Genomic DNA, 18919 nt, shown 5'->3' with positions numbered 1-18919 from the left:
CTAACGTACTTTGAGTGTTGCTAAACCTACAAGGACCAGAACGATAGAAATGATCCAGAAGCGTACAATAACACGTGGTTCGGGCCAGCCCTTAAGCTCGTAGTGATGATGAATTGGAGCCATACGGAAAATACGCTGACCACGTAACTTGTAGGAACCAACTTGAAGAATCACCGACAGAGTTTCCATGACAAATACCCCTCCCATGATAACTAACACAAACTCTTGGCGAACAAGCACTGCAATTGTGCCCAGTGCACCACCTAGTGCCAGTGAACCAACATCGCCCATAAAGACTTGGGCTGGATACGTGTTAAACCATAAAAAACCTAACCCTGCACCGACTATTGCCGTACAAACGACCACCAGCTCAGAAGCGTGAGGAACGTGAGGAATATGGAGGTAATTGGCGAAGTTAACATTGCCAGTAGCCCAAGCAATCGCGGCAAAGCCTGCTGCGACCAAGACTGTAGGCATAATGGCTAAGCCATCAAGACCGTCGGTCAAGTTAACGGCATTACTAGTGCCAACAATAACGAAGTAAGTCAAAACAATGTACATCAGGCCAAGTTGAGGCATGATGTCTTTGAAGAAAGGCACAACCAGTTGAGTCGCCGAAGTTTCATTTCCATACGCATACAAGCTGAAGGCAACAACCAATGCAATAGCCGATTGCCAAAAGTATTTCCAGCGCGCAATAAGTCCATCGGTATTTTTACGCACAACTTTTCGGTAATCATCGACAAAACCGATAGCACCATAGCCAATCAGAACAGCCAGCACCGCCCAAACGTATGGATTAGAGAGATCAGTCCAAAGTAAAACCGTCGTCACTATGGCAGTCAGGATCATGATTCCCCCCATTGTCGGGGTCCCACGTTTACTGAAGTGAGACTCTGGACCTTCGTTGCGCACGACCTGACCAATTTGAAGCATCTGTAAACGGCGAATCATGAGCGGCCCCATCCAAAGTGATATGCCTAACGCAGTCAACACACTTATGATAGCCCGAAACGATAAGTATTCGAACAAACGGAAGAATGAAAAGTATGGCTGTAGGAGCTCTGCAAGCCAAATGATCATGTATACATCTCCTTCAAAGCAGCCGCGATCTTGCTCATGCCTGCACTGTTTGCTCCTTTAACCAGTAATGTCTGAGAGCCAGTATTCAGGTTGAGCTGCTGCTCAATAAACTCAATCATGCTGTCATGAGTATCAAAGTGCTTACCCTTGCACACATCGCTGATCGCTTGAGTATCAGCACCGTAAGTAAGCACATATTCAAATTTAAATGGGGCCGCATGTTCACCGACTTGGCGGTGAAGTGCAAGACTTTCATCACCTAACTCCGCCATATTGCCCAAAATCAACCACCGTATGCCGTCGAAGCTATTTAATAGATCTGCAGCTGCTTTCATAGCAGGGACGCTGGCGTTATAACTATCATCAATCAGCCTTATGCTATCGCTTAGCTCAATCGTTTCAACTCGACCTTTCACTTTTGATAAGTTGGCTAGACCTGATGAGATCATCTCTGATGTTGCCCCCAGCTCTATTGATAAAGCTACTGCTGCGAGTGCATTTGCTACATTGTGCTGACCGATCATCCCCAGCTTGACATCAAATGATGTATCCGGTGCCTCAACGGTAAAGGATGCCTCACCATTCACATTCATTGTTACATTACGCGCTTTATATTCCGCACTGTTATCACACAGTGAAAATGTCTTCACCGTTTTGTCAGACAGTACTTCTCGCCAGTAATCTCCACCATGGCTATCTAGGTTTACAATAGCGACAGAACCTGGTTTAAGCCCCTGATAAATTTCACCTTTAGCACGTTTAACGCCATCCATTGAGCCGAAACCTTCCAAGTGCGCAGCTGCAACGTTATTCACCAATGCGACATCTGGGCTAACCAGTTGTGTCGTGTAAGCAATCTCTCCAATATGGTTGGCACCCAATTCAATGACGGCAAAGTCATCTTCCGGTTGAGAACGCAGCAAAGTTAGTGGAACACCGATATCATTGTTAAAGTTGCCAGCGGTATACAGCACTTGGCCTTGCTGGCTCATAATACTGGCGACCATTTCTTTGACTGTCGTTTTGCCGCAGCTTCCTGTAATCGCTACAGTTGGCGTTTGACACACTTGATGAACAAACTGACCCAGCTTACCCAGTGCAACCTTGGTGTTTTCAACCAACAACTGAGGCACCTGAACGTCGACCGCTTTGCTCACCAACAACGCACTCGCTCCAGACGTGACAGCCTGACCTGCAAAGTCATGGGCATCAAATCGTTCACCCACCAATGCGACAAATAGAGACCCTGACTCAATCGTCCTCGTATCCGTTGAGACAGATTGAATAGCAGTATCGTCACCGATGAGTTGGGCGTCCAGTACATCAACAAGTTGGGACAGCATTAGAGTAATCATAGTGTTAGCTCCAGAAGTCGTTGGGCAGATTCGCGATCAGAGTAATGAATGGTTTCATTAGCCATCACTTGGTAGTCTTCATGGCCTTTACCAGCGAGCAAAATAATATCGTCGCCACTGCTGTGCTTTAGTGCCTGAGCTAAAGCGTTATAGCGATCATGTTCAACAATGGCATTTTGAGGTGAAGCCATACCCGCCAGCATATCTTTTACTATCGCTGACGGCGATTCGCTGCGAGGATTATCATCCGTTAGAATAACCACATCCGCTAAACTTTCGCCAATTGATGCCATCATCGGGCGCTTGCCAGTATCTCTATCTCCGCCACAACCAAATATTGCCCACAATCTCCCTTTGCAATGGACCCTCAGCGCAGACAGCGCTTTCTCCAAGGCGTCAGGAGTATGTGCATAATCAACCACAACTTTGGCTTTGCCCTCTGCCTGAAACAATTCCATACGCCCTAAGACAGGTTTAAGTTGGCTGGCAGTGTCTATCAACGCTTGTTTTTCTATTCCCATAGATAGCAGCGCAGTAAAAGCCACCAGCACATTGCTGGCATTAAATGCTCCAATCAAAGGTACTGTAAAGCAGCCTTCACCATACTGACCGGAAAATTTCAGCGAAATACCCGCTTCAGAATATTCGACATGGCTAGCAAATACGCCATTACCGTTTTGAATCGGAGATAAAGAGACCGGAATACAATTGCCGAGCTGTTTAATCCAGCTTTCCCCTATGGGGTCATCAATATTGATCACAGCCTGAGCGCAATCATGTTGAGTAAACAAGGATAGCTTGGCTCGTGCATACTCTTCCATTGTGCCATGGTAATCGAGATGATCACGACTGAGATTAGAGAATACACCAACCGCAAAGCTGAGCGCTTTCACTCTGTCTTGAACCAAACCGTGAGACGAAATCTCCATCGCGGTATATTGTGCACCTTGTTTTTCTAAATCCACCAAAGTTTGCTGAACTTCTAACGCATTGCCCGTTGTATTCAAGGCTGGCTTCAACGAGTCTAAAAAACCGTTGCCTGTCGTTCCCAATACCGCCGCTTTTTTCCCAGTCAGCTCTATCCATTGAGCAATCAACTGAGTGATGGTCGTTTTACCGTTAGTTCCTGTCACTGCGATAAGTTGATTGCGCTCAAGAGGTTGAAAGCGGTTAGCAAGTCCAGACAAATGGCTGGATAGCTGCTTGATGTAAATCACAGGAACATCACCAATCCATGTCACCTTACCGTGGACGGCCTTCTCATCCGCTTCAGCAATAATGGCGTTGGCTCCCTGCTCAACCGCAGAGTGGATAAACTGCCGCCCATCGACAGCATGACCTTTAATGGCAACAAAGGTAGAACCAGGAACCACTTTACGACTATCGAGAACCAGTCTCTCAATAACAATGCCACCTCCAGTCTGGGGCGACAAGTCAGCCAAAGGAGCAAGCAAATTAGCCAGTGTGAGTTCTTTGGTCATCTAACACCTCACTTATTCTTCTTTAAATCTGTTTTCATCAGGAGCAACATTGAGGATCTGCAGTGTGCCCTTTAATATCTCAGAAAACACGGGGCCAGCCACGGAACCGCCATAGTAGTTGTCTCCTTGAGGTTCATTAACCACTACCACTAGAGCTACGCGTGGATTACTGACAGGCGCCACACCTGCGGTATAGGCAAAATACTCATCACCATATCCCCCTGCAATCGCCTTGCGTGAGGTACCTGTCTTTGCTGCAACACGATAACCAGGCACCGCCGCTTTGGTTGCAGTACCACCAGGCTGAGTTACGGTTTCTAACATATTCAGCACCATATGTGCATTGTTCTCATCAATCACCTGACGGGATAGGTCCTGTTGGTTGTTTTCGATAATATGGATGGGTTGATACTTGCCGAAATTACCCAGTGTGGCATAAGCATGCGCAAGTTGAAGGGGTGTAATAGTCAAACCATAACCAAATGCCAAAGTTGCAATTTCAAATTTGGACCAACGACGTCGATCGGGGAAAATACCTGATGTTTCACCCACTAGGTTCAGCCCTGACATTTCACCAAACCCGATAGAACTGTACATACCAAGCAAGGCTTCTAAAGGCATATCGAGCGCTAGCTTAGCAACACCGATGTTACTCGATTTTTTCAAAATCGTCGTTAGATCCGCTTTTCCTACTTTGGATGTATCACGTACTCTCTGGCCGCCAATTGGCATAATGCCACTGCCAGTATCAATGATCGTATTTTTATCAGCGACCCCGTTTTCCAGCGCGGCTAAAACAACAAAAGGTTTCACCGTTGAACCAGGCTCAAACGCATCAGTGATGGCCCGGTTTCTCATTTTGGCCGATTGAAGGTCAGAACGGTTATTTGGGTTGTATGAAGGAGCATTGACCATCGCCAACACTGCACCGGTCTTTACATCCAATATCACCGCTGTTCCCGAGGTAGCACGGTAATCAGCTACAGCTTGCTTGATAGAACGATAAGCAATGGCCTGAATACGTTGATCAATTGTCAGCTCGAGCGGTTTACCTTCTTCTCGCTCTTCCAATGAAATGTTTTCAACTACCCGACCATATCGGTCTTTACGAATGATGCGTTTACCCGCTTCCCCCGTCAGCCATTTATCATAGCTACGCTCAACACCTTCCAATCCGTGGCCATCAATACCAGTTACACCGACTAAGTGAGCACTAACTTCACCTGTCGGATAATAACGTCTGGACTCAGCTTTCAGACCAACGCCTGCAAGTTTCAGTTCACGGATATAGTGAGCCATTGCTGGGCTAACTTGACGTTGAAGATAGACAAACCGGCGGGATTTGTTACGACGGATTTTGTTGACCATTTCTTTACGGTCAAGGCCGAGAACATCGGCCAGAGCATACCAACGATCCATGTTAGCAAAGCCGTCACGTTTAAAAATAGTTGCCGGATCAGCCCAAACCGCCTCCACGGGCACACTAACAGCGAGAGGCTCACCATTGCGATCAGAAATGATTCCTCGAGCAGAGTGAATCGTTTTCGCTCGGATAGAACGTAAATCCCCCTGCTGAATGAGATTGTCAGGCTCAACGATTTGAATGTAGGCTATGCGGGCTACCAGAGCTGAGAATGCCCCTAAAACAAACAATAGGACTAAGTAAAAACGCCAACGGATCAAGCTAGGCTTCTCTGTATTCGCCGGTTTCTTGGTAGGAGCGGTGACTTTACTTTTACTCATGGGAGGTCAATTACCACTTCTTTATCTGAGTCCGGACGTTTCATTTGCAGTTCATCTTTGGCAATTTCTTGCACTCGACTATGCTCGGCTAGCGCCGTTTCTTCAATCAGCAAGTTGCGCCACTCATTGTCTAGCCTTTCTCGTTCCTGCAACGCTTGATCTTTTTCGGTAATGGCTTGTCGTGTGTGGTGTGTCGTGAAAACAACGCCCATGGCAGATGCAAAGATCAAAATCAATACCAGCAAAGGCATTCGCCCCACTGTCAGAAGGTCGACAACAATCAGTTTAGCTAGATTTGACTTGGCTTTACTCATTGCTATCAGAGTTTCTCCGCAATACGCAGTACAGAGCTACGAGAGCGAGTATTGATATCAATTTCTCGCTTAGAAGGCTTAATCGCTTTGCCTATTGGCTTTAAGTTAGCACTACCTAGGGCTTTGATTTGTGCTTCTGTCATTGGAATTCCATGAGGGACTTCAGGACCTTTGCTCTCTTTGCGAATAAAGCGCTTAACCATGCGATCTTCAAGGGAGTGGAAACTGATCACGGACAGACGGCCTTCAGCAGCTAAAATACTAGCAGCGCCTTTTAACGCGGTATCGATTTCTTCAAGCTCACTATTGATGTAAATACGGAACGCCTGAAATGCACGCGTAGCTGGGTGTTTTTTCTCTTTAAAACTCTTTGGCGCCGCGTCGGAAATCAGCTTAGCAAGCTGACCTGTACGTAGCAGCGGTTCATTTTCTTCGTTTTCCCGGTAAGCCACAATCGCTTTCGCAATTCGACGAGCATGTTTATCCTCACCAAACTCACGAATAACCCAAGTGATGTCATCTAGATCGGCTTCCATTAGCCACTGAGAAACAGGGATCCCCGATGTGGGATCCATGCGCATATCCAGCGGGCCATCTTTCATAAAACTGAAACCACGCTCAGCATCATCGAGCTGAGGAGATGAAACACCAAGATCAAGCAAGACACCATCAACTTGACCAACTAAACCTCGCTCTTTTGCATACTTCGCCATGCCTGAGAAAGGGCCATGAATAATCGTAAATCTAGGATCATCGATCGTTTGAGCTTCTTCAATGGCTTGCGGATCACGATCGATACTAAAAAGACGACCATGCTCTCCCAGCTGAGAAAGGATTTGACGACTGTGCCCACCACGACCAAAGGTTCCGTCAATGTAGGTACCATCAGGCTTAATGGCTAAGCCATCGATAGATTCATGCAGTAATACAGAAATGTGCTTAAATTCTTCGGTCATGATTTTTTATCTCGCTCTCGCACCGCGCGCTCAAACTCTCCAGTGTACTGATTTAGAGGGTGATCGCCACCCATTGCAGACTGGAACACGTGATATTGCGCTAAGTTTAGTGCTTGCAGAATTAATTTCGTCAATAAAAAGCAAAAAACCCATCATAACGCTGAGGTTACGATGGGTTTCGAATAGGTGGAGCCGACATGTAAGCCGGGTTCTGTTCCGCTTATGCGGTGGTAGCCATTCGTCTAGGCCAGCAATCGCTCACTGGCTCAAGCAACCTACCCGCTTCCTTACGCGAGCAACGCAATGTGGAAGCCTATTTGGTCTTGCTCCGGGTGGAGTTTACCTTGCAGCGAACTGTTACCAGTCGCCCGGTGCGCTCTTACCGCACCCTTTCACCCTTACCTGTACCCTAAGGCCATCGGCGGTCTTCTCTCTGCTGCACTTGTCGTAGGCTTGCGCCTCCCAGGCGTTACCTGGCACCCTGCTCTATGGAGCCCGGACTTTCCTCCCCTTCATCAGTCTCCCCAACACAAGGCTAGGGACATCAATGAAGCAGCGACTACCCAGTCAACTCCGATGCGGATTGTATAGAGATTGCCACTCAGTGTCTAGCGAGATCACACATTTGCCGTAAACCAACAACCAAGTGATTAGAAAACGAGCGACAACGTATTCACTCTAGACTCAGTTGAGGTTTTCTAGCCCCCATTTATATAAGGCATTTTTCTTCAAGTTATAGATTTCAGCCGACATGGCTGCAGCCTTCTTCAAAGGCAGTTCTTTTGTCAATATAGCCAAGGTACGAGTCGCTTCTTCCGGAAGAGAATCTTCAATAGCCGAGCGATAACCATGAATAAGTAGCGCCATTTCCCCTCTTTGCTGGTTCTCGTCCGATTTAACCCATTCAACGAGCTCCCCCAAAGGTAACCCGTGAATCGTTTCAAACGTTTTAGTCAGTTCACGAGCCAGAACCACTTCGCGCTCAGGGCCTAATATCTCCAACATATCTTCCAGAGAATCCACAATACGATGTGGGGACTCATAAAAGATACAAGTGCGCTCAGCTTTTGCTATCTCAAGAAATTTATCTTTGCGACCTTTACTTTTTGCTGGCAGAAAACCTTCGAAACTAAACCTATCAGAAGGTAGTCCAGAGGCACTTAACGCCGTGACAACTGCACAGGCACCAGGAAGTGGCACAACTTTAACGCCAGCCTGACGACATTTGGTGACCAAATGATACCCTGGATCACTAATTAGTGGCGTTCCTGCATCAGACACTAAGGCAATTGAGTGTCCGGATAATAGCTTTTCGACCAACATTTGCGCTTTTTGCTGTTCATTATGGTCATGCAATGCAAAGGTTTTTGTCGGAATGCCGAAATGAGACAACAGTTTGCCAGTATGGCGAGTATCTTCGGCAGCAATGAGATCGACATCGGTTAAAACATCAAGTGCACGTTGAGTGATATCCCCTAAATTTCCAATTGGGGTTGGAACAATGTAGAGAGTTGGGACCTCGGTTGGTAAGGTTTTGTTATCTGTCATTTGTTTACCATCACTTCAACGATTAATATAGACACAATTTTATACGGAATTAGTTAATTACTCATGGCCATAAAAAACCAAAAGCGACTTAGTGTAACACGCTTACTGACTCCTGTAGCCCTCGCTGTCACACTAGCAGCCTGTTCTACAACCCCCTCAGCGCCAACCAGCGTAGACATTACGCTCGATCCAAACCAGTCTATGCAGACTTATCTAATGCGAGCAGACAGTAGTGAAGGAAGTATTCAGAACGATTGGTTGGTTATGGCATTGAAAGCGGCCGTTGAGTCAAGTGACATTGCTCAGGCTAAGTTGCTACTCAAGCGACTAGCAAGACAAAACCTTTCCCATCTGCAACAAGCAGAATGGCAGCTCGCTAATGCTGAAGCTTTAATCAAACAAGAGCAATATGAGCAAGCACTGAACACACTTAAGTTCAAAACATCGTGGAAACTGGCCGATGAGCAGTGGAAAAGTTATCACCAGCTTCGTGCCAAGCTGTTCTCTCAACAAGGCCAGTACTTTGAAGCCGCTCGTGCATTAACTGAGTCAGCGGAGTTTGTTAAAGGTTCTGAGCAAGAAGTTATCGCACAAAGTGTGTGGAACAACCTGAGCCAATACAGTCAGTACCAGATCACCCAATTCTCTGCGGAGCCTGATGAAGCTGTTCTGGACGGTTGGCTGCAGTTAGCTATCTATACAAAAACATTATCCGGCAATATTCCTCAGCTTAAAAATACTCTCGAAAAGTGGTTGGAAGAAAATCCGGCTCACCCTGCAGCAGTTTACACGCCTAAAGCGATTAGCAATATTCTCGCTCTCGATATTGTAAAACCCGTCAGTACAGCCTTGCTTCTGCCTTTGTCTGGTAAATTCGCTAAACAAGCTCAGTTGATTCGTGATGGCTTCATCTTAGAAATGATGAACGACACGCAGCGCGATGAGAACGCTAATTTGACTGTCATTGATACCAATACCGTGACGCCAGAGCAGCTAGAGCAGACTTTAGTAGAGAAGAACATCGACTTTGTCGTTGGCCCACTCATCAAAAGCAACATTGAAAAGCTACAGCAAGCCCAAACCAGCTTTTCACGCCCACTGCCTACTTTAGCGTTAAATATTCCAGATGACCTAGAACTAGGCAATAACACTTGCTATTTAGCACTCTCACCAGAGCAAGAAGTTGCTCAAGCGGCAAAACACCTGTTTGCTCAAGGCTACCGCTACCCATTGATTCTTGCCCCTCAAGGCAGGCTTGGTACACGTGTTGTTGAAGCTTTCGAAAAGGAATGGAAGCATTACAGTAAAGATAAAGTCGCAGTCAATCTGTTTGGCGACAAACGCCAGCTTCAACGCGATATTAATAAAGTCTTTGGCTTACAAGAAAGCCAACAGCATATCGCGCAGATGGAATCATTACTTAATATCCCTCTAGAAAGCCAGCCGCGTAGCCGTCGTGATATAGATGCTGTCTATATCGTCGCAGGTAGCTCCGAACTAACATTGATTAAGCCATTTATAGAAGTCGCAGTCAATCCAGATACTACACCACCCAAACTGTTTTCAAATTCACGCAGTAATAGCGGGCGTCAACAATATGAAGATCTAACTGGAGTCATGTATAGTGACATCCCTCTTCTAATACAGCCAAATGCAGCACTAGAGGCTCAGATGGAACAACTTTGGCCGAAAGACTCTAATGCGGAGAAACGTCTTCAAGCTCTCGGAATGGATGCCTATTTACTCATGGAACAATTACCACAAATGAAAGTTGTCCAGGGTCATACTTTACAGGGTAATACCGGAGTACTGAGTATCAACGAAGACTGCGTAGTGCAACGAGAAATCAGTTGGGCTGAGCATGGCGTGGCTAAATAGACGTCATAGTGGCAAGCATTATGAGGTTCTGGCGGAGCAGTACTTGGTTCGTCAGGGTTTATCACCAATAGGAAGAAACTTCCATTCCAAAGGGGGTGAACTCGATCTTATAATGCTTGAAGGCTCAACCGTAGTTTTTGTTGAAGTACGCTATCGTGCAAGCCAACATTATGGTCATGCGGCAGAAACGGTCACCCCAAGTAAGATAAACAAACTCATTAACACAGCTAACGTCTGGTTGATGAAGCAAGGGAAATCTGTTCATACCACAGACTTTCGATTTGACTTGGTAGCGATGCACCAGCAAGGTAAACAAATCGAATGGATAAAAAACGCAATAACCCAAGGATAATCAATGCTAGACAGCATTAAAGACAGCTTCACTGAAAGTATTCAGATTCAAATCGCAGCAGCAGAAGCCCTGCCCGATGCAATTACCCACGCCGCCCAAGCAATGGTAGCGAGCTTATTAAACGGCAACAAGATCTTATGTTGTGGCAATGGAGGGTCGTCTTCTAATGCGCAGCAATTTGTATCCTGCCTCCTAAACCGTTTTGAAACTGAACGACCGAGTCTACCTGCTATGGCACTCACTGCCGACAATACAACGCTGACTGCCGTCGCCAATGATTACCATTATGAAGAGATCTTCTCAAAGCAGGTCAGAGCGTTTGGCCAGGCAGGAGACATTTTACTGGCTATATCGACCAGTGGTAACAAGTAAGAACATCATCAAAGCTATGGAAGCGGCGGTTACACGTGACATGACGATAATTGCTTTCACAGGTAAAGACGGTGGTGAAATGGCTGGTCTGTTAGGTGAGAATGATGTTGAGATTCGGATTCCATCTCACAGAACCGCAAGGATCCATGAAGTGCATATGGTGACACTCCACTGCTTATGCGATCTTATTGATCAAGTTCTATTTCCTGCGCACGAAGAGTAAGCTATGAAACACCTTAAAGCTTTTGTTATTACTTGTATTTTGCTAAGCACTACTGGATGTGCTGGTTTGTTTGTTGCCGGCGCCGCCACCACAGTTAACGTTGTGACTGACACTCGTACCACTCAAGAAATGTGGAACGACAATAACATCGAATTTGAAGTAGCCGGTCTGACGAACAAACCTCCTTTTCAGCGCGAAGTCCGAATTACAGCAAGTTCTTATGATGGAACCGTAATACTAATGGGCCAAGCCAGCAATCAAGATCTACTCAATCAATTTGTTGCTACAATAAAAGACTTTAAAGGTGTGGAAAAAATCCATAATCAGGTTCGAATTAAAGCACCATTGTCCGTTGGCCAAATAAGTCACGACAGTTGGATCACAACTAAGGTCAAATCTGCTCTTCTAACAAATGGCCAACTGAGTGGCGTGAAAGTAAAAGTCATTACTGAAGACAAAGAAGTGTTTTTGTTAGGCTACGTTTCTCCAGAGCAAGCGGCTATTGCAGTGGATGTTGCGCGAAACATTTCAGGGGTAAAGCAAGTCATTAAGGCGTTCAAGACTGGAAGCTAGTGTTATTTTATTACTCAATTTAAGACAAAAAAGCAGCGGTATCGCTGCTTTTTTCACTTTACAACTCTTAAGCTCGGACGACCTTTTGGTCGAGGTGGCTCATCATCTGGAGTGTTTTCTTCTTTGTTACTAGGCTCTATAGCCAAAGATAACCCTGAATCATCTTCTGGTGAATCTTCAACTTCAAACACTTCTTCATCAAAGTCGTTCATGTATGCCTCTTCGGGCTCAAACATAGTACCAGCACCGTTTTCACGCGCATAGATAGCTTGGACAGCATACAGTGGAACAATAACAGAATGAGGACGGCCAGAGAAACGAGCGTTAAAAGTGATTGCCTCGTTACCTAGCTCAAGGTTGCCTACTGCTCGTGGAGCAATGTTCAGAATAATTTGTCCATCTTGAACAAATTCAACTGGAACACGAACGCCAGGAAGGGTAGCGGCAACAACCAGATGAGGAGTCAAATCATTATCCACCAGCCAATCATAAAATGCTCTAAGCATATATGGTCGGCGTGGTGTCATTTTTTCTATGTCCATTTCGCTTCCAATTAGCGACTCAGACGCATTTCACGTTCAGCTTCTGTCAAAGAGGCTAAGAATGAATCACGCTCAAATACGCGGTTCATGTAAACCTTCAGCTCTTTAGAGCCAGGACCGGCAAGTTCGATACCTAGCTGAGGCAAACGCCACAATAGTGGAGCTAAATAACAATCGATCAGACTGAACTCTTCGCTCATGAAGTATTCAAACTCTGCAAAGACAGGGCCAAGAGTCAGAAGGTCGTTACGTAGTTTGTTACGTGCAGCTTCAGCTTCTTCAGCATTGCCTTTCACCACTTTTTCTGCCAGTGAATACCAGTTTTTCTCAATACGATAAATCATCAAACGACTGTTACCACGAGCAACTGGGTAAACAGGCATTAATGGAGGATGCGGGAAACGCTCGTCCAGATATTCCATGATAATTTTTGAATCGTAAAGCGCTAGCTCGCGATCAACCAAGGTTGGCACTGATTTATACGGATTTAGCTCAATCAGCTCTGCAGGAAGATTCGCTTCGTCGACGAGTTCAACTTCGACACTCACCCCTTTTTCAGCTAGAACGATACGTACCTGATGGCTATACATATCAGATGCACTTGAAAATAGAGTCATCACAGAACGTTTATTGGCAGCTACAGCCATGGAGCCCTCCAGCACACTTACAGATATAAAAATAATGGAGGTCAAGCCTCCATTATCAACAATAAAAATTGGGAATTAGCACAGCATGATAGCACAATTAGTGCACATCACGCCAATACTCTTTCTTAAGTAGAACCACCACGATGGTGAAGATAACGAGAAATGCCATGACCCACCAACCAAGAGCATGACGCTCCAGTTTCACAGGGTCACCTGAGTACTCAAGGAAGTTCACCAGATCGCGAACTGCATCGTTATACTCTTCTTGGTTAAGCTCGCCAGTACCATCGCTTTCAACACCAACTACAACCTTATGCTCTTCGCCATCAACGATTTGAGTATCGTAAACTGGCTTGGGAATGCCCTGAAGCTCTTCCAATACATGCGGCATACCGACACTTGGGAAAACAATGTTGTTTACTCCAAATGGACGAGATGGGTCTTCATAGAAAGAACGTAAGTATGTATATAGCCAGTCAGAACCACGAACACGGGCAACTAGCGTCAAATCTGGTGGCGTTGCACCAAACCATTTCGCAGCTGATTTGTCCGGAATGGCGTTTTCCATCAGATCACCAACTTTCGCATTTGGGTCGAAAATCAGGTTTTCCTTTAGCAACTCAACTGGAATACCGATATCACGAGCAACACGCTCGTAGCGTTGGTACTGCGCTGAGTGACACCCGAAGCAGTAGTTCATAAACAGCTTGGCACCATTTTGTAGTGAAGCTTGGTCACTTAGGTCGTTGTTTGCTTTATCAAGCGGTACATTTGCGCCCGCTGCCATTGCCAGAGAAGGCAGCATTGCAAACAAAATTACAATCCATTTTTTCATTTGAATGTCACCCTTTCTGGTAGTGGCTTAGTCGCTTCGTTCTTACTGTAGAAGTACAGAAGGACGAAGAACATGAAGTAAGCTAAGCTAAAGATCTGAGCTAATAGCGTGTATGTTGGCGTCGCTGGAAGCGCACCAAGAACACCTAGGGCAATAAAGCTGATCGTAAACTGGATGATATTGAATAAATGGAACTTACTGCGGTAGCGGTAAGAGCGAACTTTACAACGGTCTAGCCATGGTAGAACAAACAACACGACAATAGATGCCCCCATTGCGATAACACCTAGCAACTTATCAGGAACCGCACGTAGAATCGCGTAGAACGGTGTGAAGTACCATACTGGAGCAATGTGCTCTGGTGTTTTCAGTGGGTTAGCAGCTTCAAAGTTAGGCGGCTCAAGGAAGTATCCACCCATTTCTGGGTTGAAGAACAACACATAACAGAACAGGAATAGGAAACCTGCTACACCAACCATATCCTTCACCGTACCGTAAGGGTGGAAAGGAATAGAGTCAATGATGTCGTATTTCTTCGTGTAATCCTTATGGAATGGGAACTGAGTTTTGTAGTCATCGCCCATCGAACCTTTAGGTAGCTTAGTTTCGATACCGTCTGGGTTGTTAGAACCTACTTCATGCAGTGCCAAGACGTGCAGAACGATAAGCAGCAGAAGCACGATAGGAAGTGCGATAACGTGCAGAGCAAAGAAACGGTTCAGGGTAGCGCCTGAGATCACGTAGTCACCACGAATCCATAGCGTTAGGTCATCACCAATAACAGGAATTGCACCAAACAATGAAATGATTACCTGTGCACCCCAGTAAGACATCTGTCCCCAAGGTAGCAAGTAGCCCATGAATGCTTCTGCCATCAACACTAAGAAAATAAGCATACCGAAGATCCACAGTAGTTCACGAGGCTTCTGGTATGAACCGTAGATCAAGCCACGGAACATGTGCAGGTAAACAACAACGAAGAACGCAGAAGCACCCGTTGAGTGCATATAACGGAGTAGCCAACCGTACTCTACGTCACGCATGATGTATTCGATAGAAGCAAACGCGCCATCGCCAGATGGAACGTAGTTCATTGTCAGCCAGATACCTGTCAGAATCTGATTAACCAACACAAGCATTGCTAGTGAGCCAAACAGATACCAAAAGTTAAAGTTCTTCGGCATCGGATACTCAGAAAGGTGCTTTTTGTACGCATTCATTGCGGGTAGACGTTTTTCTACCCAATCAAGTAGAGCTTGCATTATGCCTCCCCTTCTTCGTCAACACCAATAATAATCTTAGTATCACTCAGGTACATGTGCTTTGGAACAACCAAATTAAGTGGAGCAGGTACACCCTGGAATACACGACCAGCCATATCAAACTTGGAGCCATGACAAGGACAGAAGAAACCTGATTTAACACCCTGAACCTGTTCACTGAAACTGTCCGGTAAATAAGTAGGTGAACAACCAAGGTGGGTACAGATACCTACAGCAACAAAGTACTCAGGCTTAATAGAACGGTAGGCATTTTGAGCATATGTGGGTTGCTGCTCTTCGCCTGATGCTGGGTCACGAAGCTGACCGTCGATACTTTTCAGCGCGTCTACAATGGATTGTGCACGGCGGACAACCCACACAGGTTTACCACGCCACTCGACACGAACCATCTGCCCTTCTTCAAGTTTACCGATATCAACTTCAACAGGGGCACCCGCAGCTTTTGCTTTTTCACTTGGGTTCCAAGATTTAATAAAAGGAACGGCGACAGCAGCTGCTCCGAGACCACCCACAACCGCGGTTGTAGCTGTCAAGAAACGTCTGCGACCGTTATTTAAAGGCGCATTGCTCATCCAAACATTCTCCCATTTGCTCCTTTTGGATTATTATTATTCCGCTTAAAGAGCATGGCTAACAAAATACGAATTTAGTTGTATTTATTTGATGGCAAATGATAAATAAAACCCTACTTTTTGACAAGATAAAGCTACCTTTTTGTAACAACCGTGAAGTAAATCGCCTATGAGGTCACAAAAGGGGAATATGTCAGATAAAAGTTAGTGAAACAGGTCTGGGAGAAGGGATTCTTTTGCTGAGAAAAACAAAAAGCCTGGCAAGAAGCCAGGCTTTTGAGACCACATTCCGGTGAGAACACCGAAGGCCAATCTTTTCGAAAAAGATTAACGCTTAGAGAACTGTGGACGACGACGTGCTTTACGTAGACCAACTTTCTTACGTTCAACGCAACGAGCGTCACGAGTAACGTAACCAGCGGCACGTAGAGTAGGACGTAGAGACTCATCGTATTCCATTAGAGCGCGAGTGATACCGTGACGGATAGCACCTGCTTGACCAGAAATACCGCCACCTTTAACAGTAACGTATAGGTCTAATTTCTCAGTCAATTCAACTAGCTCTAGAGGCTGTTTAACAACCATACGAGAAGTTGGACGACCGAAGTACTCATCAAGGCTACGCTTGTTGATTACGATGTTGCCGCTGCCTGGTTTGATGAAAACACGTGCAGCTGAGCTTTTGCGACGGCCAGTGCCGTAGTATTGATTCTCTGCCATTTTCGAAATCCCCGATTAGATGTCTAGTACTTGTGGTTGTTGAGCAACATGGTTGTGCTCAGCACCAGCGTAAACTTTCAGTTTACGGTACATAGCACGGCCTAGAGGACCACGTGGTAGCATACCTTTAACTGCTAGTTCAATCGCCATCTCTGGCTTACGATCAATTAGCTTCTCGAAGCTGATTGATTTTAGGCCGCCTGGGAATTCAGTGTGACGGTAGTAAATCTTACCTTTCGCTTTGTTACCAGTTACAGTAACTTTCTCCGCGTTTACAACGATGATGTAATCACCAGTGTCAACGTGTGGAGTGTACTCAGCTTTATGTTTGCCACGTAGGCGAGATGCAATTTCACTTGCTAGACGACCAAGAGTTTTACCTTCAGCGTCTACAACGTACCAGTCGCGTTTTACAGTTTCTGGTTTAGCAACGAAAGTTTTCATGCTAATAATAACCCGTTAATTTAAATTTACACTTCAGGAGCATTGCTCCCACTGACTAAGAGCCCAGTCATCACCCCTTCGAGTGGATGGCACTCTCGACCCTAGATCCGCTATGGATTTGGTCTGCAGTAACGGTGGGTCGCAGGATTATAGAGAAGTCAGTTGAAAAAATCACCTCTTTTCGGATAAAAAGTTAAATTTTTTTTCACTCCTCGTAGAAACACCCAACCCCTTATGCCAAATGCTCTTTCGCCAGATAATCATGACTTTGCATTTCGATCAATCGAGACTGGCAACGTTTGAATTCAAATTCCAATTGTCCCTGAGTGTATAACTCCTCTAACGGTACTTGTGCTGAGATAATCAATTTGACGTTTCGCTCATAGAACTCGTCCACCAGCGCAATGAAACGACGAGCTGCGTCGTCGCTTGCCCTCCCCATTTGTTGTACATCGGCAAGTAGCACCGTATTGTAAATTCTTGATAATTCAATATAGTCATTCTGACTTCTGGCCGATTGACATAACTGACTAAAAGTGGCGTGCAATACCCCTTCGTAAGAATTCACGACTTCTATCTGACGATGATTAATGTCTATGCTTTTGTCACCCTGCTTGTTTTCACCAACAAGCTGTTCAAAGTAATGGCACAGGTTGGTGTTGGCCTTCGTATCTAATGGGAAATGGTAAATCTCTGCTTGTTCCAATGTTCTTAGTCGGTAATCTATACCGCTGTCGACATTCAGTATCCGGCAATTAGCGTTGATTAACTCAATGGCTGGTAAGAAACGTACTCTTTGTAAACCATTTCGGTAAAGATCTTGAGGTGGGATATTAGACGTAGCTACAAGCACTACACCACGCTTAAACAAGGCTTGGAATAAAGTACCTAAAATCATTGCATCCGTGATATCTGAAACAAAAAACTCATCAAAACAGATAATTTCTGCTTCTGATTTAAACTTATCCGCCACTAACTCCAGAGGATCATTAACCTCTCCCAATGTGTTCAGCTCATCATGTACTCGATACATAAATCGGTGAAAGTGTACCCGCATTTTTTTTTTTCACAGGGCAAAGCTTCATAAAACGTATCCATTAAATACGTCTTTCCACGCCCTACCCCTCCCCAAAAATACAACCCCTTAGGGGCGACAGGTAACGAGGCTGTTTTACCGAACCAACTCTTCCACCTCGCAACAGGTTCAACTGAGGTGTTTACGTATTGAACAAATTCATGGTAGAGATTATCCAAAGCTGTCACTGCTTGAAGCTGCGCTTCATCTTGTTGAAAGCCATGTTCTTTTACATCTTTTGTATAGATCTCTAAGGGTGTCATCACTTCACTCACGTGCTATAGAAGGATTGAAACTGCTATGCAGAGCACACGCATTTTTCTTTATCGTCTCGAATTCTCATAGTAACATGTCCGATGAGCATGTGTAACCAGCCGGTAAAAAACATGTTAAATAACAATGATAAGGAGCGAATATGCCTTGGATTTATGCCCTCGTAGGTTTGCTTGTTGGCGCTGTTTTAGGAATCATCATCTCGCGCATTTCCACTCCGGGATACAAAAAACAGAAGACCATCCAGAAAGACTTAGAAACTGCTAAGTTCGAGCTTGAGCAACAAAAACAAGATCTTGCCGATCATTTTGCTCAGACAGCCGAAATGTTAGATTCACTGGGTAAGGAATACACTAAGTTGTACCAACATATGACGAAAACGTCTGCAGAACTGTTGCCAAACATTCCTGAGCAAGACAATCCGTTCAATAAAAAAGTCGCGGATCAATCTCAAACTGCACAGTCCGCTGAGCCCAAACAACCATCGCAGGCGTTTAGTGAAGCACCTAAAGATTACGTTTCAGGAGCAACGGGCATGTTAGCAGAAGAGGAAAAAGAAGTTCTCGACTCTGCACAGGCAGTCACTGCAAAAGCGTCGTAGTTCTATTTCACTTCTTGCTGAACTTTGCAAAGGTTTTTGAGTCATAACT

General features: G+C 45.4%; 19 protein-coding genes, 1 other RNA gene and 2 pseudogenes. 5 read left to right on the top strand and 17 right to left on the bottom strand.

All coding sequences use genetic code 11. From position 1 onward, the window contains the following. From mraY to rsmI, 9 genes are all read right to left on the bottom strand, one after another. Complete coding sequence (gene mraY, locus KW548_04975) at positions 1 to 1083, bottom strand: phospho-N-acetylmuramoyl-pentapeptide-transferase (GenBank protein ID QXX07379.1); 1083 nt, start codon at positions 1081 to 1083, stop codon at positions 1 to 3. Next, complete coding sequence (gene murF, locus KW548_04970) at positions 1080 to 2438, bottom strand: UDP-N-acetylmuramoyl-tripeptide--D-alanyl-D-alanine ligase (GenBank protein QXX07378.1); 1359 nt, start codon at positions 2436 to 2438, stop codon at positions 1080 to 1082. Before murF ends, mraY begins: the two co-directional genes overlap by 4 nt. Beyond that, positions 2435 to 3919: a UDP-N-acetylmuramoyl-L-alanyl-D-glutamate--2,6-diaminopimelate ligase gene (gene murE, locus KW548_04965; GenBank protein QXX07377.1), complete on the bottom strand. Its 1485-nt coding sequence runs from the start codon at positions 3917 to 3919 to the stop codon at positions 2435 to 2437. Before murE ends, murF begins: the two co-directional genes overlap by 4 nt. 12 nt (positions 3920 to 3931) lie before the next feature. Continuing rightward, a complete protein-coding gene (locus KW548_04960; protein ID QXX07376.1) occupies positions 3932 to 5662 on the bottom strand; it encodes a peptidoglycan glycosyltransferase FtsI in 1731 nt (576 codons plus the stop codon). Continuing rightward, the gene (gene ftsL / locus KW548_04955; GenBank protein ID QXX07375.1) at positions 5659 to 5976 is read right to left on the bottom strand and encodes a cell division protein FtsL; all 318 of its coding nucleotides are present in this window, start codon (positions 5974 to 5976) and stop codon (positions 5659 to 5661) included. The genes KW548_04960 and ftsL overlap by 4 nt, the downstream gene beginning before the upstream one ends. Before the next feature lie 5 nt (positions 5977 to 5981). Further along, entirely contained in the window at positions 5982 to 6932 is a 951-nt protein-coding gene (gene rsmH, locus KW548_04950; GenBank protein ID QXX07374.1) for a 16S rRNA (cytosine(1402)-N(4))-methyltransferase RsmH, read from the bottom strand. Further along, positions 6929 to 7066, bottom strand: a complete 138-nt coding sequence (locus tag KW548_04945; protein QXX07373.1) for a hypothetical protein — start codon at positions 7064 to 7066, stop codon at positions 6929 to 6931. Before KW548_04945 ends, rsmH begins: the two co-directional genes overlap by 4 nt. 50 nt (positions 7067 to 7116) lie before the next feature. Continuing rightward, an RNA gene (rnpB, locus tag KW548_04940) (RNase P RNA component class A) lies at positions 7117 to 7507 on the bottom strand. Positions 7508 to 7616: 109 nt separating this feature from the next. Beyond that, entirely contained in the window at positions 7617 to 8480 is an 864-nt protein-coding gene (gene rsmI, locus KW548_04935; protein QXX07372.1) for a 16S rRNA (cytidine(1402)-2'-O)-methyltransferase, read from the bottom strand. A 63-nt stretch (positions 8481 to 8543) separates the two neighbouring features. Between rsmI and KW548_04930 the strand changes: the two genes are divergently transcribed. The 4 genes and pseudogenes from KW548_04930 to KW548_04915 all read left to right on the top strand — a co-directional run bounded on the left by KW548_04930 (position 8544) and on the right by KW548_04915 (position 11878). After that, complete coding sequence (locus tag KW548_04930) at positions 8544 to 10358, top strand: penicillin-binding protein activator (protein ID QXX07371.1); 1815 nt, start codon at positions 8544 to 8546, stop codon at positions 10356 to 10358. Further along, the gene (locus KW548_04925; protein QXX07370.1) at positions 10342 to 10710 is read left to right on the top strand and encodes a YraN family protein; all 369 of its coding nucleotides are present in this window, start codon (positions 10342 to 10344) and stop codon (positions 10708 to 10710) included. The genes KW548_04930 and KW548_04925 overlap by 17 nt, the downstream gene beginning before the upstream one ends. 3 nt (positions 10711 to 10713) lie before the next feature. Then, a pseudogene (locus KW548_04920) lies at positions 10714 to 11305 on the top strand (phosphoheptose isomerase). A 3-nt stretch (positions 11306 to 11308) separates the two neighbouring features. Continuing rightward, the gene (locus KW548_04915) at positions 11309 to 11878 is read left to right on the top strand and encodes a BON domain-containing protein (GenBank protein QXX07369.1); all 570 of its coding nucleotides are present in this window, start codon (positions 11309 to 11311) and stop codon (positions 11876 to 11878) included. 53 nt (positions 11879 to 11931) lie between these two features. On the opposite strand, the gene sspB is transcribed toward KW548_04915, so the two are convergent. From sspB to KW548_04875, 8 genes and pseudogenes are all read right to left on the bottom strand, one after another. Beyond that, positions 11932 to 12420 carry a ClpXP protease specificity-enhancing factor gene (sspB, locus tag KW548_04910; GenBank protein ID QXX07368.1) on the bottom strand — a complete coding sequence of 163 codons (489 nt, stop codon included), beginning with the start codon at positions 12418 to 12420 and terminating at the stop codon, positions 11932 to 11934. 11 nt (positions 12421 to 12431) lie between these two features. Next, the gene (gene sspA / locus KW548_04905; protein QXX07367.1) at positions 12432 to 13067 is read right to left on the bottom strand and encodes a stringent starvation protein A; all 636 of its coding nucleotides are present in this window, start codon (positions 13065 to 13067) and stop codon (positions 12432 to 12434) included. 97 nt (positions 13068 to 13164) lie between these two features. After that, complete coding sequence (locus KW548_04900) at positions 13165 to 13902, bottom strand: cytochrome c1 (GenBank protein QXX07366.1); 738 nt, start codon at positions 13900 to 13902, stop codon at positions 13165 to 13167. Next, positions 13899 to 15164: a cytochrome bc complex cytochrome b subunit gene (locus tag KW548_04895; protein QXX07365.1), complete on the bottom strand. Its 1266-nt coding sequence runs from the start codon at positions 15162 to 15164 to the stop codon at positions 13899 to 13901. The genes KW548_04900 and KW548_04895 overlap by 4 nt, the downstream gene beginning before the upstream one ends. Further along, positions 15164 to 15757 (bottom strand): ubiquinol-cytochrome c reductase iron-sulfur subunit, encoded by a 594-nt coding sequence (gene petA, locus KW548_04890; protein QXX07364.1) that lies wholly within the window; start codon positions 15755 to 15757, stop codon positions 15164 to 15166. Before petA ends, KW548_04895 begins: the two co-directional genes overlap by 1 nt. A gap of 327 nt (positions 15758 to 16084) precedes the next feature. Beyond that, a complete protein-coding gene (gene rpsI / locus KW548_04885; protein ID QXX07363.1) occupies positions 16085 to 16477 on the bottom strand; it encodes a 30S ribosomal protein S9 in 393 nt (130 codons plus the stop codon). Between the two features lie 15 nt (positions 16478 to 16492). Beyond that, the gene (rplM, locus tag KW548_04880; protein QXX07362.1) at positions 16493 to 16921 is read right to left on the bottom strand and encodes a 50S ribosomal protein L13; all 429 of its coding nucleotides are present in this window, start codon (positions 16919 to 16921) and stop codon (positions 16493 to 16495) included. Between the two features lie 232 nt (positions 16922 to 17153). Continuing rightward, positions 17154 to 18259, bottom strand: a pseudogene (locus KW548_04875) (AFG1 family ATPase). A 152-nt stretch (positions 18260 to 18411) separates the two neighbouring features. Here KW548_04875 and KW548_04870 point away from each other — a divergent pair. After that, entirely contained in the window at positions 18412 to 18870 is a 459-nt protein-coding gene (locus KW548_04870) for a DUF1043 family protein (protein QXX07361.1), read from the top strand. Positions 18871 to 18919: the final 49 nt, after the last annotated feature.

The sequence above is a fragment of the Vibrio neptunius genome (genome assembly GCA_019339365.1).
In the GTDB taxonomy this organism is placed as follows: domain Bacteria; phylum Pseudomonadota; class Gammaproteobacteria; order Enterobacterales; family Vibrionaceae; genus Vibrio; species Vibrio neptunius.
This window is presented reverse-complemented; position numbering and strand designations above follow the sequence as displayed.

Excerpts from the sequence above, each read along its gene's own strand:
- petA (QXX07364.1), bottom strand. The coding sequence starts at position 15,757 with ATGAGCAATGCGCCTTTAAATAACGGTCGCAGACGTTTCTTGACAGCT.
- sspB (QXX07368.1), bottom strand. The coding sequence starts at position 12,420 with ATGGACATAGAAAAAATGACACCACGCCGACCATATATGCTTAGAGCA.
- rsmI (QXX07372.1), bottom strand. The coding sequence starts at position 8,480 with ATGACAGATAACAAAACCTTACCAACCGAGGTCCCAACTCTCTACATT.
- KW548_04930 (QXX07371.1), top strand. The coding sequence starts at position 8,544 with ATGGCCATAAAAAACCAAAAGCGACTTAGTGTAACACGCTTACTGACT.
- KW548_04925 (QXX07370.1), top strand. The coding sequence starts at position 10,342 with ATGGCGTGGCTAAATAGACGTCATAGTGGCAAGCATTATGAGGTTCTG.
- KW548_04895 (QXX07365.1), bottom strand. The coding sequence starts at position 15,164 with ATGCAAGCTCTACTTGATTGGGTAGAAAAACGTCTACCCGCAATGAAT.
- murE (QXX07377.1), bottom strand. The coding sequence starts at position 3,919 with ATGACCAAAGAACTCACACTGGCTAATTTGCTTGCTCCTTTGGCTGAC.
- KW548_04900 (QXX07366.1), bottom strand. The coding sequence starts at position 13,902 with ATGAAAAAATGGATTGTAATTTTGTTTGCAATGCTGCCTTCTCTGGCA.
- rpsI (QXX07363.1), bottom strand. The coding sequence starts at position 16,477 with ATGGCAGAGAATCAATACTACGGCACTGGCCGTCGCAAAAGCTCAGCT.
- sspA (QXX07367.1), bottom strand. The coding sequence starts at position 13,067 with ATGGCTGTAGCTGCCAATAAACGTTCTGTGATGACTCTATTTTCAAGT.
- mraY (QXX07379.1), bottom strand. The coding sequence starts at position 1,083 with ATGATCATTTGGCTTGCAGAGCTCCTACAGCCATACTTTTCATTCTTC.
- ftsL (QXX07375.1), bottom strand. The coding sequence starts at position 5,976 with ATGAGTAAAGCCAAGTCAAATCTAGCTAAACTGATTGTTGTCGACCTT.
- KW548_04915 (QXX07369.1), top strand. The coding sequence starts at position 11,309 with ATGAAACACCTTAAAGCTTTTGTTATTACTTGTATTTTGCTAAGCACT.
- KW548_04870 (QXX07361.1), top strand. The coding sequence starts at position 18,412 with ATGCCTTGGATTTATGCCCTCGTAGGTTTGCTTGTTGGCGCTGTTTTA.
- rplM (QXX07362.1), bottom strand. The coding sequence starts at position 16,921 with ATGAAAACTTTCGTTGCTAAACCAGAAACTGTAAAACGCGACTGGTAC.
- murF (QXX07378.1), bottom strand. The coding sequence starts at position 2,438 with ATGATTACTCTAATGCTGTCCCAACTTGTTGATGTACTGGACGCCCAA.
- KW548_04960 (QXX07376.1), bottom strand. The coding sequence starts at position 5,662 with ATGAGTAAAAGTAAAGTCACCGCTCCTACCAAGAAACCGGCGAATACA.
- rsmH (QXX07374.1), bottom strand. The coding sequence starts at position 6,932 with ATGACCGAAGAATTTAAGCACATTTCTGTATTACTGCATGAATCTATC.